Origin of the sequence: Brevibacillus laterosporus (genome assembly GCF_030489605.1) — a bacterium.
In the GTDB taxonomy this organism is placed as follows: Bacteria; Bacillota; Bacilli; order Brevibacillales; family Brevibacillaceae; genus Brevibacillus_B; species Brevibacillus_B laterosporus_E.
Window position 1 is genome coordinate 66811 of record NZ_JAUKFY010000012.1, and the last position, 18461, is coordinate 85271.

The 18461-nt window shown below is 48.8% G+C and carries 4 protein-coding genes; all 4 read right to left on the minus strand.

Annotation, left to right across the window (positions count from 1 at the left end; genetic code table 11):
• Window positions 1-170 precede the first annotated feature (170 nt).
• The 4 genes from QZ995_RS14335 to QZ995_RS14350 all read right to left on the minus strand — a co-directional run bounded on the left by QZ995_RS14335 (window position 171) and on the right by QZ995_RS14350 (window position 18434).
• Window positions 171-5690 carry a non-ribosomal peptide synthetase gene (locus QZ995_RS14335; protein WP_301808082.1) on the minus strand — a complete coding sequence of 1840 codons (5520 nt, stop codon included), beginning with the start codon at window positions 5688-5690 and terminating at the stop codon, window positions 171-173.
• A 67-nt stretch (window positions 5691-5757) separates the two neighbouring features.
• Window positions 5758-8070 carry a bifunctional Gfo/Idh/MocA family oxidoreductase/class I SAM-dependent methyltransferase gene (locus QZ995_RS14340; protein ID WP_301808085.1) on the minus strand — a complete coding sequence of 771 codons (2313 nt, stop codon included), beginning with the start codon at window positions 8068-8070 and terminating at the stop codon, window positions 5758-5760.
• 9 nt (window positions 8071-8079) lie between these two features.
• The gene (locus QZ995_RS14345; RefSeq protein ID WP_301808088.1) at window positions 8080-9267 is read right to left on the minus strand and encodes a saccharopine dehydrogenase family protein; all 1188 of its coding nucleotides are present in this window, start codon (window positions 9265-9267) and stop codon (window positions 8080-8082) included.
• 59 nt (window positions 9268-9326) lie between these two features.
• Window positions 9327-18434, minus strand: a complete 9108-nt coding sequence (locus QZ995_RS14350; protein WP_301808090.1) for a non-ribosomal peptide synthetase — start codon at window positions 18432-18434, stop codon at window positions 9327-9329.
• Between the last annotated feature and the right edge of the window lie 27 nt (window positions 18435-18461).

Genomic DNA, 18461 nt, shown 5'->3' on the forward strand with positions numbered 1-18461 from the left:
GATGGATTCGGTAGGTTCGGTGGATTCGCGGTTGGTTCCCAAAGCTATTTTTTCGTATGGAAACGCAGAAAAAAGAGGGATGCCCTCTCTGGTGAACCTGCTTTAATAGGTACACGTAAGACATCCCTCTTTTGCTGTCTTTTCCCCCGATTCTGTTCTCGGAGTGCTTATTATGAACCAAGTGGTGCCGCTAACAAACGTGCCAGCTCCCTTACGTTCGGTTCTGCTATGCAACTAAAATGGTTCCCGCCGATTGCTATCACTTCTAGTTCACCCAGACAAATGTCTGTCCAGAAATCAACGGTCGTCTCATTGGTGCGCGGTAAAAATAGAAACGGCTCGTTTGCCAACAACAAACGGATGTCCCCCATGTACGGTGGAGGTGTGAAGCGGGCAGCCTTAAAGCTTTGATGAAAGACCTTGCACAAGCCTTCCGCCATTTCTACAGGCATTTGCTCGCCAGTAGCTTTGGCAATCGCCTCAACATAAGCCGTAAAGCGTTCTCTCCTGTCGAGGGTAGACAATCGTTGGAATAGCTCACCCACCTTGTCAAGCCCGTCATCCCCGCCAATGGTGCATGCAGTGCCTTGTGGAATGGAATGTCCGTGCTTCTCGATAAGCTGCATGATTCCTCGAGCCAAATCACCTTGTTTAATTCCGCCAAAACCAGCTTGTTCAAGCGTGATATTCAGATTAGGGACGAAGAGTGTTTCAACCAGCAGATCATCATCGAATTCCGTGATAATCGGCGGAATGTCAATTAGAACTAGGTCTGCGAGATGAATTCCTTGTTCTACAAGGCGTCTGGCTACTTCGATTGCAATCAGACCGCCTAGAGAATAACCGATGAGCTGCATCTGCTTTTGACCGCTTTGTAGCAGGCATTCCGCATAATCGTCCGCAACTGCCTCGATGAGTTCGGACGGATCAAGGGCGCAATATCGCTCAATATCCGCGATGGAGATTCCCACTACGTTCCCCAAATTCTGTTCTTTTAGTTGTTCCAGAAGTGGACGGAAACTGTCCATTGTACCCAAGACAGCGTGGAACACAACTCTCAGCGGTCCTGTCTCCCCGCCTCCAAATGGAATAATGACAGCATTGCTTGAATTGCCCTGAATTTTTGGCCAAGACACTTCCTGATGATTATTTTGTTTTCCTTCCGAACTGCGTGAGCGTATGAATTCTGCCAATGCAGCCACATTCGGATAGTTCAGCATTTGTCTGAGCAAGGCATCAAAAGGAATTTCCTCGTGTGTCGGATCCTCAGCCAATTTGTCACGCAGCTTCCCTGCTACTTGCGCCATGATGAGTGAATCAGCGCCGTGTTTGTAAAAGCTTTGCGTTCTGCCAATTCCAGAAATACCCAATGCTTCTGACCAGACTTGTGCAAGCTGTTCTTCCAGCATGTCCAGACCAGCCTCTTCTGTTTCTGCTATGGAATTTTGTACAGTCGATGCAGGTCGCCATTTTGCCAATTCACGCCGATCTATCTTGCCGTTTCCGGTAAGCGGAAGAGCATCGACAATTTGCAGATGGGAAGGAAGCATATAGGCCGGAAGATGCAAGGAAAGGAAGCTTTCCAGGTCTTCTGCTCTCACTGGCAATCTGTCCTGTTTAAAGCGTTTGGCAAATAGATGAAAGCCTAGAGAGGAGAGCTTGTCATTTTCTTCAGGCAACGATAAAACATTTTCGTTCCCTTCCTCCTGTAGCAGTTGCATCCATCCTCCATGGTCCAGATAAGAAGTCTCGGCTCGCAACAAATCGCCCGGCTCCATCATCATAAACGCCTGCGAAGCTAGTATCCATAAGTGTTCCAGAGTTGGTTCCGTAAATACGAGCCAGCCTCCAGGGCAAATGAGTTCTTTGAGCCTGTTCATGCTTGCCGGAATATCGCGTGCGTTTTCCAATACCCCAGCAGCCAGCACCACATCAAAGCTGTTAGGATCCAACCCCTGTGCTCGATAATCCTTGTCCACATCAAAAACTCCGAAGCGGATTTTTGGGTATTGTCCAAAACGGGCTTTAGCTCCCGGAATGAAAAAGGAAGCAACATCTGTAAATACATATTCAACATCAAAGCCTTCCAGCGCTTTTAAGACGTTCTCGGTTGTTGCACCGGTGCCCGCTCCGACTTCCAAAATCCGCAAGGTCTTGCCGGTCTGCTGTTGGGCGATGCGTTGTAAAAGTGCGCACATGCACTGATTGAGATAGTTAGCCATGACATGCTCAACATACAAGGAGCGTACGTGGTCGAGCTTACCCTCAGGGAATAGCAAGGAAACCGCATCCTGCTGACCGCTTAGTAGCTCTGGCAGCTTTTCTGCATTTTTACGAACATAGGCGGTAAAGCCCGCTGTTTGAAGCATGTTTGTCCACGCTGTCTCTGCCTGTGACCAATACTCATCTACCGTCTTAGCGTTTTGCAGTATCGAGCAACTGAACTGTTTTTCAGGGTGCTCAAGCAGCATGCCTGCTTCTGTCAGCTTTGCGATCCAGCTTCGAACAATCCAGCGATAGTTAGGAAGGATTCCCTCAGATTGCAAAATGTCTTCCATTGAATGTTTTTCATTATTGGTAAAGAACCCTATCTTTTGCAGCGCGGCTAGCATGGAATGGAGCACTGCTTGATCAAGGTCAGCCATCGCCGACTCGATTTCCGCTTTACTCAGTCGATCTGCTACAGCGCTGGCTTGCTCGCCGATCCCGTTTACCACCTTTGTAAATTCTGCGTTTTCTGCTTCAGGATCCCGGTCTTTTTGGCGATCGGCTTCCACAACGCCCAGCAATGCCTGTTCATCACTCGTACTATCTAGCACAACGCCAGCTGCGGCGACGGCAGGATGCTTAAGCAGAGCGGACTCAATTTCACCAAGCTCAATCCGATGGCCTCTGATTTTGACTTGGTTATCCTCGCGGCCCAGAAACTCGATTTCACCACCGGGGGTGTAGCGACCTAAATCCCCGGTACGATAAAGCCGCTCTCCATCCGCATGGTGCAGCAAAAATCGCTCCTGAGTAAGTGCCAAATCGCCCGCATAACCCTCGGCCAAGCCATGTCCAGTAATATACAGCTCTCCCGGCACCCACACAGGGCAATCACGCATTTGTGAATCTAACACACGGAATCCCTGATTTGCGAGCGGCAGGCCGTAAGGGATACTGCTCCAGTCAGCTTCAAGACCTTTATATATATGGTAATTTGACCAAATAGAAGCCTCTGTAGCCCCACCCAGACTGACGATTTGTACAGAAGGCATCCGTTTTTGCATCATGTCCGGCAGCGTCAGAGGAATCCAGTCGCCGGAAAGCAGGGCCACACGCATTGCTGGTGCATGTATGCGAGGTTCAGAATCTAAATAAGTGACCAGCATTTGCATTAAGGCCGGTACCGAATTCCACACGGTAATCCCATGCTCAACCATTAGCTCGGCCCAGTGAGATGGATCGGTCTGTCGATCGGCACTCGGATAAACTAATGCGCCACCAACGGACAGCGGGCCAAAGATATCATAGACGGACAGATCAAAGCTTAGTTGAGCAAGCCCCAGCACACGATCTTCATTGTTGACACTAAAGCGGCGATTGATGTCCGCAATGGTATTGGCTGCTGCGCGGTGACTAATGACAACCCCTTTCGGCTGTCCAGTGGAACCAGAGGTATAGATGATATAAGCTGGTAAGTCCGGATTTGCCGGTGATTGGAACTGCTTATCCTGGTATGGCTCAATGTTATCCACTTCAATTGTTTGCAGGTTGCTTGGCAATGGCACTTGTACTGTGGACATCGTTAAGACGAAGCGGACATTCGCTTGCTCCAGCATAGCCTGACGACGCAATTCCGGCTGCTTTATGTCAAGCGGCACGTAAACCGCCCCGGCTAGTAAAGCACCTAGCACTGCTGTAACCTGATGCGCGCATTTGTCCATCACGATAGCAACACGATCCTGATCTTTGCAGCCAAGCTCTTTTAATTTGTTGGCCACAGCAAAAGCGCGTTTCACCAACTCTTTGTATGTAATGTGACCTTCGCTATCAAACACAGCAGGGCGGTCTGGATTTGCCATTGCTTGCTTTACGATTTGCTCATGCAGGCAATAGTCCGGCAAGGGAGCCGCTGTCGCGTTGACACTGTTGCGTTCTGCAATCTGCCAAGCAGGTAACGCAATCACATCACCTGCCTCCCAGACTTGCTCGGTTCTAGCCAGCGCATGGATTAATTCTGCAAACGCATCAAACATGTCATCAATCATTTGATCTGGGAAGACACCCTCTCGCACGTCCCAGTTGACCTGCAGCCCTGCTGAGCTGTCCATAGCCTGACAATCAATGAAAACCTGCGGCGTTTGGCTGATGCCGTACCCGGAGATTTTACCTGTTAGCTGGCTACCTTCCGAGGGTTCAACAAGACCGATCGCACTGGTAAACACTATAGGCATCAAAGCAGCTTCACGTCCGCGCCTGCGTGCCATTTCTCGCATAACCTCTACACCGGAAAACAAACGATGGTCCAAATCTTCAAATAGCTGTTTTTGAATGGTACGCGCTCGTTCTTGGAAGGAGCGCTCCGCATCCCAGTCTACGGCAAGCAAATTGACCGATGTAAAATCGCCGACAATCTCATGGACTTGCTCATGTAAGGGCTGCCGGTTTAATAACGTCAGGTTCAGACAAAAAGCACTGTTTCGACTCCATCGCTCAATCACAGCGGCAAAGGCAGTCATTACAGCAGTTGTTGGTGTCAATCCACGTTTTTGAGCTCGTTGCTTGAACGTGTCCCAGGCCGTTTTGTCCAGACGGATGAAACGGCGATGGAAGCGTGCCTCTCCTGCGTTTTCGAGCTGTCTAGTTAAAGGTAGGTCTGGAGCTTGGGGCAAAGTATCCATTCGTTGTAGCCAATACTCTTTATCCCTGGCATACGCCGTTGTTTCCTTTAAGCTGCGCTCGGCGAGTAGATAATCACGGAATGTAAGGGATAGCTCAGGTAACGCTCGTTCTGACTCTTTGTAGAGCTTCTCAAATTCAGCCAATAGTAGCCAGATACTCGCCCAATCGGCGATGAGAAATTCCATGGATACATGAAGCACGGTATTATCACTCATTTTGGTCACGCCAATATCAAATAAGGGCCAACGAGCTGTATCGTAAATACGATGCCCCATTTTTTCACGAATGTCCCCAAGTCTGGCTGCTGCCTCCTGTTCAGTCAAGCCGCTGGTGTCGGTATAAGCCACTTCAAAGTGCGGTACACTCTTTAGGACGCGCTGCTCTTTATTTTGGTCGATCGTTGCCCGTAGCATATCATGGCGTGCTATGAGCAAATTCCAAGCCTCCTGTGTTCGTTTATGATCGAGCTTGGGATAGTCTAGTTCCAAATAGATGTGGCATGCCACACCTCCGTAACCAAACAGATCATGGCGTCCCAGCAAATAAGCCGACTGCACATCTGTCAGCGGGAAAGGTTCAAACCGCGATTGAGGATCAGATATGACCGTCACTGGTCGTTTTTCAGCGCGCAATAGAGCCAAAATACCTCCTTTATGCTCTTTTAGCGCTTGTAAATCGCCGGCTGCAAGCGTTCCTTTGGGTGCTCTGTAGCGCAGGCTCCCATTTTCTTCCCATAGAAAAATTCCTTCAGTGCGAAGACGCGTCAGCAACTCGGCACAATTCGTCTTGAGGTTTTGGGGCATATGTACACACTCCTATTTTTTGAGCTTGACCATTTCGTTATAGATTGATGACGCTACAGCAATGCTGCTATACGTCAGCATACGCTTCCTTCCTAACAACAAACAGCTTTTGTCCCAATGGAGCGAGCGGATGCTCTTCGTTCGGCAGTATGACAAACTCCTTGGCACCTGCGCCCTGTATGACATCAGTCCACTGCTGAACAGACATGAAGGTTGATTGCGTGTTTTTCCGATCGTCCTCAGGAGGAGTCATCATGAAGGCCTGTGAAATCAGCATCTCCACAAATTCCCGTGTAGGCTCTGTAATGACCAGCCACCCTCCCGGAACAAGACTTTGCATGAGATTGCGGATGACCTGATCCGTGTCGCGGGCATTGTTGAGCATGCCTGCCGCAATAACGATGTCGATGCTTTCTGGTGTCAATCCCTGCTCAAACAGATTTTTGTCAATATCGACAGTCTGGAATCGCATCCAAGGGTAATCTTTGAAGCGTTCACGAGCTGTTGATAAGAAAAAGTGAGACACATCTGTATACAGATAATCCAGATTCAGCTGTTTGGAAACAGATGCATGCAGCCGTTCCACAACTACATCCGTGGTTGCTCCTGTCCCGGCGCCTACCTCCAAAATTCGGAGGGAAGCCTTAGAGGCAGTAGACACAGAAGAGGAAGTAGCCTGTTTGATAGCAGCGATTCGCATCACCGCTTCTGCCACCGATTTGTTTAAATACCTCGCTATAAGCGTATCCCGATACAGAGCATTAGCCACATTCATACGTCCCTCGGGAAATAATAGCAGTGCGGCCTGTTGACTATCATTCATCAGCTCCGGGAGTTTATCTGCATTAGCCATGAGATAGTCGATGACCATCGGTGAGCCAAGTTTTTTGTTCCATGCTTCCTTAGCTGACTCCCAACGACGCTGCACCTCATCTGCTGTCATCTCAATCGAGCATTGATACTTTCTATCGGACTGCGTTACATAACCGCGATCCGTCAATATCTGTAGCCAACGCATAATGACAGGCTGATGACGTGATGCTACCTTCGCGGCAGAGAAAATGTCTTCCATTCTAAATCCCTGTTCGGCTGTTATAAGCGCGCCTTGCGATTGCAAGGCAAACAGCATGGAAGATAAAGCTGCTTCATCTAGTCGCTCAACGCACATTCTCACCTGCCCAGCATCAATCCCTCTCAATTCGTTCTCAGCATACGCTGTGCAAGAAAATACATCGTTTTTAGTCAAAGGATCGACTGATGACTGGGTATGATCGCATGCATCTTCTGAAATGCTTAAGGCAGCCTCTTGTAAAGACTCTGTCGACAACGGTTGGTGACTGCTGTTGGAGCGCAGCACTGGATATCCCAATGCCTGAGTCCAATCCTGCCACTGACGAGAGCATAAAAGCTCCTGTTGCGCCTGCGTATCCATAGCAGACTTGTCAACCTGCCCGAAGATCATCTCCCGCATTGCTAATAAATCCCTGCCGATGGCCCGGGGCCACTGCGTCATCAGAATGTCCTTGTAGCTGGTAGGCTCTGGTGGTCCCAATACTTGCGTGCTATTTTCAAGCAGGTGTGCGGGCGGTGCCGCTGACAGTTGCTCATGAATGTTCGGAAGGTCGGGAACATGCAAACGCGGCTGCCACACAACAGGACCATGCGTATCTGCAAGTGACAAACTGCCACCTGCCACGCCAATTGTTACCCGATGCAGTAAATGAAGATGATTGTCCGGATCATGTGGATCAACCTCATTATGGGCTCGCAAGGTAATCGGAATTTTTCCAAGCAATCCGGTTAGCGCTTGAAACGGTCCCTCATCCTTGATAACATGACTGATTTTCCATGGACGAATGGTCGGCAATGCTTCTTGCAGGATGTGCATCAGCGGGAAAGAAACCTGAGTAGCACACACAGCATCAATGTAGAGGGCTGGTTGTTGTTTTAGCATTGTCCGGGCGCACGCAATAAAACGGCGCACAGCAGGCAAATACACATAGAGATCCCCTGTCTTGAAATGTACTCCATGCTGTCGTGCTAGCTTGAGGCAAAGAGCTAAATCTTTGTGATGGATCGGTTGTTCAGAAATGACGTGTATGTTGCGAGCAAGCAGTTTAAGCGACATTTCAGTGCCATTGCCGCCCATGACTGTGGAGCGTACTACGACGCAAGCAAGATCAATGTCGTCAGGAAGTTGCTCAATATCTGTATATAACTCAATACCGTAACGTTCTGCACAACTTCGGGAGCGCTCGCTGCCCTTTGCCAATAAACCTACCAATTCAAACTGTTCTGGCAATGCTTTAACAGCCTCCAGATAGAACTGTCCAAATCGGGAACCACATACCACGGTACGCAACCTACGATTCTCTGTCATATGCCACCTCTACTTTATTTCGATTAATGAACGCGTAAGGTCAATCGTCTGCTCGCATAAAGCATCGATCAGACTGGTCGCCGATACGCCTTCTGCCACAAAGAAGCAACCTGAGTTGGCACTCTTATCTTTTGCGATCAAACGAGCTACCGTTCCGGCAATGATGCCCGATAACCGATTCCAATCTCCCGGATACAAAAGGGTTGAAACCAGCCGCATTTTTTTACCACTACGGTTACCGGTGGCATTCAGATGAAACATGGTGAAATCCTCTGCAGCCTGCTTCTTTGTATTGAACTGCTCAACCAGCAGTTTGGCTGAAGCCTTTTTCTCTTCTTCTGTTTTGTATTGCTGCAAAGCCTTAATCATCACAAATTGATTCAGGACAGAATTGTTCTGAAAGCTATTGTAAAAATAGGCGGATGATATGTTCTTTTGTTTAGCCATTTGGCTGAATTCCTGAGTTAAGACCGGATAAGTGTCACGTTTGCCTGCCGGGAGCGGCAATTCATAATTTCGATGAAACGAGCCATCTATTTTTTGGGCTTTCCCATGCTTGCAATAGGTCATGCCCAATCCGGTATCTTCCTCAATGCTACACACAATATCGTAGGCCGCATTCAAGGAAAAATCGCCCTGACCTGCAAAAAACAATTCCAGAAAATCGATATCTTCAAAATCGTTTTCAGCGATGTAAGCCGGGAAAATTTCGGATAACCCGGGGTAAACCCCTGCTGAAATGATAAACAGCAGTCCTTTTTCAGTGATCTCATTCTGTCTCTTTAATAATTGGCGATAGAGATGCTCATCTCCTGAAACATCTACATAATGAATACAATGGTCTAAGCACGCAGTGGCGACTGTATCGACAATTTGCTTGGAAGGCCCAGCACAATTAATGACGATATCGCATGAGCTACAAAAGCGATGAAGCTGTTCCACGTTAAAAACATCTGCTTGCAGGCATTCGATCCTCTCTTCCATTCCCTTAAAAAGCTCACCAAGCTTTCCAGGATTTCTTCCTCCTAGCACAACATGATGATTCGTAAACGCAAGAATGGTCTGTACGGCTTCTTTGCCTACGGTTCCGCTAGCTCCCAGGATGCCAATCGTTTTTTTATCCAATGCTCTCTCTCCCTTTCCAGCCTGATTCTTTGCGCTAGCCTTCAAAGAGAAGGCAAGGCTGACGATTGTCAAAGTGTCGGTGCTTCCTTGTTCATTTCTCCTTGAAGGCAACGCAGGTCAGTTCTAGTAAATCAAATGGTTCCCTCGTCATAATTTGCTGCAAGCTGTTCTGTTTCTGAAGCACTTGTGTCAATGAACTCAGCAAGCATGCAAATCGTGGAATACTCAAAAAGAGTTTGCATAGACAATTCAATCTGATATCGCTCTTTTAGGAGATTGATGCATTGAATGGCACGTAACGAATCCCCGCCCCGTGCGAAGAAACTGTCATGTATCCCAATCGTGCTACAATTCAACACCTCTTCCCAAACACTGGCTATGTTGATTTCTGTCTGTGTAGAAGGTGCAACATGTGCTTTTTTCGGCAAGCTTTCCTTCTTCCCGCCAAGCTTCGCAAGTGCTTTCCGGTCTACTTTTCCATTGGCTGAAAGAGGCAGCTGATCAAGCAGCACATACTCGGTTGGCACCATGTAGTCAGGTAGCATTTTCTGCATCCAATCGGACAATTTTTCTGGTCTAAACACCTTAACTGCTTCAGGTGCCTGTGCCACGATTAGATGTCTGTCGAATTTTGCTGCGACCTGATTGTTTTGCGGGAATGCCCGTACATGTGAAAAGCCCTGTCTCTCCAATATCGTGCACCATTGATCTGGCGCTAATAAAGGAAGGTAATTCGCCTTACGCTCATCCTCTAGATGACTGAATCCATCTTCGAAAAACCCGACAGTGGTCAGTATAAGTCGGCTATTGCGAGTTGACTCTACTAGGAGCAGAACTCCACCCGGTGCCAGCATTCCTCTCAGGTACTCAAGTGTCATGTTCAGGTTTCGTGAGCGATGAAGAGTATTATCTGCGACAATTGCATCGAAAGAATGCGGTTCATAGCCTTGCCATAGCGGCGCTGTATTCATGTCAAACAATCCGTATTCAAGTGGCGCCTGCTCTCCCCACTCCTGTTTTGCCCTGTCTGTAAAAAAGGCAGACTCGTCAGCGTAGACATATCGAGTACGCTCCACAGGCAAAGCGGAAACGAGCGTTGGTGTCAAACCTCCGACCCGTGTACCGATTTCTAGCACCCGCAGCTCTTTGTCAGATGGGTAGCTGTTCACTAAGGTGCAAAACACCTCTTTAGCTAGATTGCTGTAATACTCGCGCGTAAAGTCAAACCTATTCAGGCCTGAAGGTGTCAACGAAGCATCCTCTGTAAAGAAAAGCTCGAGTGGATCAAGCTTGCCCGTTAACAGATTGATAAACAATGAAGAGTCTCGCGAAAAATGATCTTCCAGAGCCTGAACTGCTTCCGTCCCTACAGGTGAAACCGACAACGCGCCATCCTGAGCGAATATAGCTAGCCCCTCGCGTAACGAACGGAGACTTTGATATGTTCCGTCCTCATTTTTGGCAAGTAGTCCTTCTTCCACAAGCACATCAAGCCAGTGAAGCAGCAAGGTCTTGTAACGCTGATGAATCTTGCATTGGCGTACCAGATTATCAATAAAATAACGCTCTCCTTGACTTGAGAACATCCCCATCTCATCCAGCGTGCGGCATATGAAGGCAGAGCTTACACGATCGGCCTCATGGAGGAACCGCGCGATTGCCTCAGCATCCATGGAATCAGGGACTTGAGCAGCCTGCAGCTGACCAGCATTGCTGATTTCCTGCCAGCGTGATTCACAATCAGCCGAATCTGCCTGCTCGGTTTCCAACAACTCCGCTCCTCTTTGCTGATCAAGTACCACATACCCCACTAAACGTTTCTCCTCGCCTGATTCGTCCGGTACTGCAACGATAGCGTTCTTCACTCCGTCATGACGGTTCAGTGCCGTTTCAATCTCTCCTAGTTCAATCCGATGACCGCGGATTTTTACTTGAAAGTCTTCCCGACCAAGAAACTCTAGATTGCCATCAGGCAAGTAACGACCCAAATCGCCTGTACGATAGAGACGTTCACCAGTATGAGGATGATAGATGAACTTGTCATTCGTCTTGCTTTCATCCTGCCAGTAGCCTTTTGCAAGGCCGATTCCACCGATATAAAGCTGTCCCGGCACCCATACCGGACAATTTTCCATCCATTCGTTAAGCACATAAAAGCGTTGATTGATCATCGGACTGCCATAAGGAATGCTCTTCCAGCTTGGGTCAATGTCTTCGATCGGATACAGATTCGACCAGATCGACGCCTCTGTGGCTCCACCCAAGCCGATCACCTGTACTTGTGGGAAATAAGCCTTAATCTTGTCTGGCAAATCTAATGGAATCCAGTCACCGCTCAACAGAACCAGACGCAATGTTTGCGGCAGTTCTAAATTTCTTCCCGAAGCATACTCGATCAGCATCTGCATCAGCGCCGGAACCGTGTTCCAGACTGTCACTTGCTCCTGCTTCATCCATTCAATCCAGTGGGCAGGATCTTTGGCCTTGTCTGCTTCCGGCATGATGATCGTTCCACCTGCTGCCAGCATGCCGAAAATATCGTACACCGACAGGTCGAAATTCAGATTGGAAAGGGCCAGTAGACGATCTTGCGGTCCTACAGAAAAACGCTGGTTTACATCTTCAATCGTGTTAACAACGCCTCGATGGTCGATCATAACCCCTTTTGGCAAACCTGTTGACCCTGAGGTGTATATTACGTAGGCCAAATCTTCCGGTTGCCCTGCAATCGGCAGTAGGTTCATTGCCTCATTCCTTGCCGGCATCTGGTCTACCAACAGTCGTTCAACGTCCTCAGGCCAGCTCAATCGCTCATCCAGCCAAGACTGAGTAAGCACAATGCGAATTTGACCGTCACGCAACAGCTGTGAACGACGCTCCTTAGGATGAGCTGGATCGATAGGCAGATACGCCGCACCAGACTTCAGAATCCCAAGCGTTGCCACAACCTGCTCCCAGCCTTTCTCCATCACAACCGCAACCAGTGTATTGGGCTTTGCCCCCTTTTCCTGCAATAAATTAGCTATTTTATCAGCAGAGAGGGATAGCTCCTCATACGTCAAAGTCCGATTAGCCGAAATGACAGCTGGATGGCTCGATTGCTGAACCTCTTGTTTTGCAAATAATCCAGTGAGTGTTTCTGAAGATACAGGTGCATCTGTATCGTTGGCCTCAATCCTTGCCTCTAAACGCGGAACAGAAATAAGACTAGACGTCTCTTTCTGCCATATCGCCTCATCGTCAGTCAGACGCTGTAGCAATTGGCAATAAGCACTGAACATGTCAGCAAGCATTCCCTCAGGGAACAGACCTTCTACCGCATCCCAAATCAAGAGCAGTTCCTCGTCTTGCTCCACCACCTGATGGTCGAGCCATACCTGCGGTGTTTGCGTAATGTTATACACGAGCTTGCCCAGCCACTTTCCATCTGTCTCGCTACCGTTCCACTGGTTAACCCCAAGAGCACTCGTAAAAACAACCGGCATCGTGACACCATGATGCTCGCCAGTTTTCTTTGCCAATTCGCGTTGTACCTGAACTCCTCCAACATACGGGTGATCCATATCGCTCCACAGCTGCTGCTGCAAATTCCGTCCTCGCTCCAACCATGTCTTGCCTTTGGAAGATTCCACCGCAAGCAAGGTCAATGTAGTGAAATCTCCTACGATATCATTAACCTGTGCGTGAAGCGGCAAGCGGTTAAATTGTGTCAGATTAATTGTAAAGCGGGAGCTCTTGCTCCAAGCCCCAAGCGTTTCAGCATAGGCTGTCAATAAAATTCCTGACGGTGTAAGCCCAACCTCCGCCGTCCGTTTTTTAAGCTTCTGCCAGACTTGTTTAGACAGCTTCGCTTCCAAACGGCTAAATCGTTGTTCCGTAAGAGACTCTGGACTTTGAGCCAAAGGTAGCTGAGGAGCAGGAGGCAAATCAGGCAATCGAGCAAGCCAATAATCGAGATCTCGTTGATACAGCTCAGATGCCTTAAGCTCTTCCAAAGCAAGAACATAATCCCTAAATGACAATTCTAATGTAGCCAACGGTGCATCCGGCTCATGATAGAGCCTGGTCCATTCGCTCAAGAGATGAAACATGCTCCACCCGTCAAAAATCAGATTGTCAAAGCTGATATGCAGACGAACACGCTCCTCTCCAAAGCGGGAAGCCCTTACGTCAAACAAAGGCCACACGTCTGTAGAAAGCACCTGATGCGACATCTCTTCCCGAATCTGCTTCAATTCGGCTTCGACCTCTTCAGGGCCCTTGCCTCGCAAGTCATTGACATTAATCAGATAAGCTGGAACATCCTCTAAAATCCGTTGCTGCCAACCATCAGGCATGATGACAGCCCGCATCATTTCGTGGTGATCAATCAGTCTCTGCCAAGCACGATTGATCCGCTCAAGGTCTAAATTTTGTCCTTCAATCTCAAAATAACAATGAGTGGAGACATTGCCTAATGCGTAAAGACCGCTTCGCCCCACCCAGTACGCCTGCTGGATATCGGTCAATGGGAAAGGCTGGTTCCGATCCTGTGGCATCGGTATGATTTTTGGCAGGGCTTCTGCCGAATCGTCATGCTGTTCTCTCTGATCCATTAGCGTCTGGACTTGCTCTGCCATCCCTGCAATCGTAGGCTTTTCAAAAATCCGCCCCAATGACAGCTCTACCTCAAACCTGCTGCGTACCATTGCACTTAATTTGGTAGCCAAAAGGGAATCCCCGCCCAATTCAAAATAGTTATCAGCAATACCAACACGATCCATTTCAAAAAGCTGGCACCAGATCGCCGCAAGGGCAGTTTCAATTGGCGTCCTCGGGGCTGTATAAGCGTTTTCTGCCTTAGCTTTAATCAGCCTGTCAGGGGTTGGCAGTGCCTGTCGATCCACCTTGCCATTGGATGTCAGCGGCATTTCGTTCAATAGTATGAAAGCTGATGGTACCATGAAATCAGGCAGCTTTTGGCTCAAAAAACCAGATAGCTTAACCGGATTGAATTGTGTAACATGAAGCGGCGCCTGCGCTACGATCACATGCTGGCCAAAGACACTTGCCGGATCGTTCTGCTCTGGGAAGGAGGCAACCTGCGTGAAGGTTTGTTCCTGCAATAATTGCTGCCACTTTTCAACAGATAAAAGCGGTCGCTGTTCTGTGTGTCTTTCGTCTTCATAATGGATAAATCCGTCCTCAAGGAACCCTGTGCTTACTTGCTGTAAACGACTATTGCGCGTCATTTCCAGCAAAATCAACAAGCCCCCGGGGGCGAGAAGGGATTGCATATGTAAAAGAGCCGTTTCAATATTACTTGCACGATGCAGAGAATCCGAGGCGATAATGACATCATACTGATGGGCATCAAAGCCCTGATCCAGTGGATTCTGCTCGATATCCAACAACTGATAATGCACAAACGAATACTCCTTGAATCTGCTTTTAGCCGCACTTGTAAAGAAAGTCGAGTTGTCCGCGCATGTATAAAGAGTTGTATCAGAGCACAGTAGTGCTAGTAACGATTCGGTTAACGCTTTGCTCCTTGCGCCAATTTCTAAAATACGCAGCGGTTCAGATCTGTATTGCAGGCCATGTTGGATATGTTCAATGATTGATTGTGCAATGCTGTTTCTGTGCTTTGTGCCAGGAAGTGCCTGCATCAGGTCATTTGGGGTCATACCCAGCTCATCTGAAAAGAAATAAGCCAGCGGATCAAGCTCTCCTGTTAAAAGCGCAACATTGGCGTTGTCCATTTGCTGGAGATAGCGCAAAAGTCCTTGTGCATGCTGTTCCCATGCAGGAGGCAAATAGCTTTCCAGTGTCCCCTCAAGCAATTCTTCCGATACGGTCTGAACGATCACGAATGTGTCCGGTGCTTCTATTCTGACAATGCCCTCGTCAGCCAATATCTGAAGCCACTGTCGGATCAACTCGCGGTAACGAGGCTGAATCATGCAAGACTGCATTAGAGAATCGAGCTTATAGCTTTGATTTGTCTGCAAATCTACCCCTGCTTGTTTCAGAGCACGGCAAATATAGCGAACACCAAGGCGCTCCATATAGGCCCAAAACACAGGAAAATCTTTTGGACTCATCTCATTGAGCCATTCTTGTTCGCGACCCGCCTTCCTTAAATTGTCCCAGAGTGCCTCGGCCTGTTTCAGATCAGCGTTTACGCTGTCATACAAGGATGATTCGTTTGCCTGTTCTAAAACCACATAGCCGATCAGATGCTTGTTTTCTCTGGCATCTCCCACTGCTGTGACGACTGCATCACGTACACCTGGATGCTGCTTCATGGCCGTTTCGATCTCACCTAGCTCAATGCGATGTCCTCTGATTTTGACCTGAAAATCCTGACGTCCGAGAAATTCAATTGTGCCATCAGGCCAGTATCGTCCTAGATCACCGGTTCGATACCAACGGGAACCATTCCAATTGACAAAACGTTCTTCGGTAAGCACCGGATCTCCCCGATAGCCTAATGCGACACCGGCTCCTCCGATCCAGAGTTCGCCTGCCACCCAGTCGGGGCAATCTCTTCCTTTGACATCCACAACCCGATACGCCTGATTGGTCAGCGGACGCCCATAAGGAATCGATGTCCAATGCTCTGGCAGCGGCAATGTAACATGGAAGAAATTAGACCAGATGGATGCTTCTGTAGCTCCCCCCATCGCTACCAGTTCACTGTGCGGGGCTACTCGTTTCAGTCGCGGTGGCAAATCAAGGCCAATCCAGTCACCGGACAGCATCGTTAAGCGAATCGGCAAGCTGTCGTACTGTCCGCTTTCCGCGGCGATTACCAGCATATCGAGCAGTACTGGGACGGAATTCCAGAGTGAAATCTGATACTTGTCAACCAGCTTGACCCAATGGGCAGCATCACGGCGTGTCTCTTCAGTAATCAGCACAAGAGAACCGCCCACGCTCAATAGTCCAAATATGTCATAGACAGACAGATCAAAATCAAGAGCGGAAACCGCCAAGATACGATCACCTGAATCAACCTGATAGCGCGCGTTAATGTCAGCAACCGTATTCCATGCTCCAAAATGACTGATTTCTACCCCTTTCGGTTCACCAGTGGAACCTGAAGTAAAGATGATATAAGCTGGGCTATCCCCAGAAATTGAGACAGGCTCACTCAAGGGAGCTATGCTAACCGTGTTCGCGATTGACAAGACAACGGCATCCTCTGGCCAATCCAAAGCTTGCGCCCATTCATCATCGGTTAGTACGTAGCGAATATCTGCTTTTTTATGAATTCGCTCGCGACGAGTCGCCGGTTGTCCGGTGCCAATCGGAACATAGCAGCCACCAAGTGCCATAATGCCAAGCACCGCAGCGATTTGATCGATTCCCCTCGGCATGGTAACGGCAACAGCATCTCCCGTTTTTATCCCCTGTTCCTTAAGGAATGCCGCCACCTGCAACGCGTACCTAGATAGTTCGCCATACGAAATATTTGTATCTGTATGACTATCTATCAGCGCCGTTTCTTGCGGATTCGTAGCTGCATGCGCAAAGAATGCACTGTGCAGGCATTGACCCGGTTGTGCGAGTAACGATTCACTGTCGTTGTTCTGCCTTTGCTGCTCCAGATCAGGTAAAAGCTCTGGCGTAGCTTGCCAATCATTGTCATGGGCAACAAGCCAGTCCATGAGTTGGCCAAAAGCAGCAAACATTTGATCAATCATCCCGTCCGGGAATAGCTGATCGACGGAATCCCACGCCAGCAATAAGCCACCATCCATTTCATAGGACTGAAAATCAAGCCATACCTGCGGCGTTTGCGAAATCATATAGGAGAGCTGTCCTAAAGTCTGACGGCATTCCTCATTGATGAGCGGCGTTCCCAAATTGCATGCAAAAACCACAGGGGCAAAATCCCGCTCTCCCGGGCGAACTCTCGCCAAATCACGTTGAAGCTGTACGCCCGAATAAGCTGCATGAGCGACATCCTGATGAAACCGGGCTTGCACCGAATGAACACGGTCCAAAAACGATTGACGGGTACGCAGGTCAACAGCAAGCAAAAGCAGGTTGGTAAAATCAGCAACAACCTCTTCAATGCCAGCATCTCCGGTTTGGCGATCAAACAATGGTATGTTAATGAGAAACTGCGAATGGGTGCTCCAGCGATCAAGAATTTCTGCATATGCCGTTAACAGCACCATCGCCGGTGTGACTCGTTTGGCTGCGGAGCGTTTTTGTAAAAGCATCCAATCCTCAGCTTTCATGAAATAGTTCCTTCTTGTAAAAACAGGTGCCTTAATCATTTCCGGCTTTTCCTTCAATGGTAAGCCCGGAGCTCCTGGCAGCGTGGACAGCCTCTCCTGCCAATAGCGGGCGGCTTCCTTTCTGTCTGAGGCCCGTTGTTGTGTTTCATGCTGAAGATAGCTGGCAAAGCTCCAATGAGCAGGCGCCGCTGGTTGGCAGCCACGCGCATATGCCGCTGCTAGATCACGTAACAGAATGTGCAGGCTTTGCACGTCAGCAACAAGCAAATCAATATCAAAATGAAGTCGGGTGCGCCCCTCTGGCAACAAACTCAGCTCCAGACCCGCTACCTCTCCCTTCTCCACCGCCAGACGGCGATGTGACAGACGGGCACGTATACTCTCCAGCTTCAGGGTGAGCTCGTCTTCAGCATATAAACGCAGGTCATGAACGGGCACTGTTTTTGTATAAGGAGTGCTCAGCACCTCTTGCTGTCCATCAGCCAAAAATCTTGCCCGAAGCATCGGATGATGCATGAATAACTGTTCCCACGCGTTTTGCAGACGCCCATGCCCCACGCCTGTGCCATCAATCTCAAGATAGGCATGGCATCCGACTCCGCCCAGCGGCTGATCATCCTGACGCCCAATCAAATAGGCATATTGCACATCCGTCAGCGCAAAAGGACTATCTGTTTCTTCTTGTGCTTGGACTGGTTGTTCTTGGACTGCGATATTATTGTCCTTTATGGAAGAAGGCGCCGGACTGTTTTTTTGCAGAAGCGCCCACCAATCACTCAGATAAGGGGCAGCGATCAGCTCGGCAAACGTAACCTTTACGCCTTCCTTTCGCCATTTGTTGACCATTCTCATCATTTGTAAAGAATCCAATCCCAGCTCGATCAGATTCTGATCATCATCAAACTCGACAGGCGCAGGCAGCATAGCCAGAATCTGCCTCCGCACCTCCTCATAGCTTAATGAGGAGGCAGAGCTTGTGGATTGACTGTCAATGCGCAGATGTTTCATCAGAATTACCACCTTCCCAGGCAATGC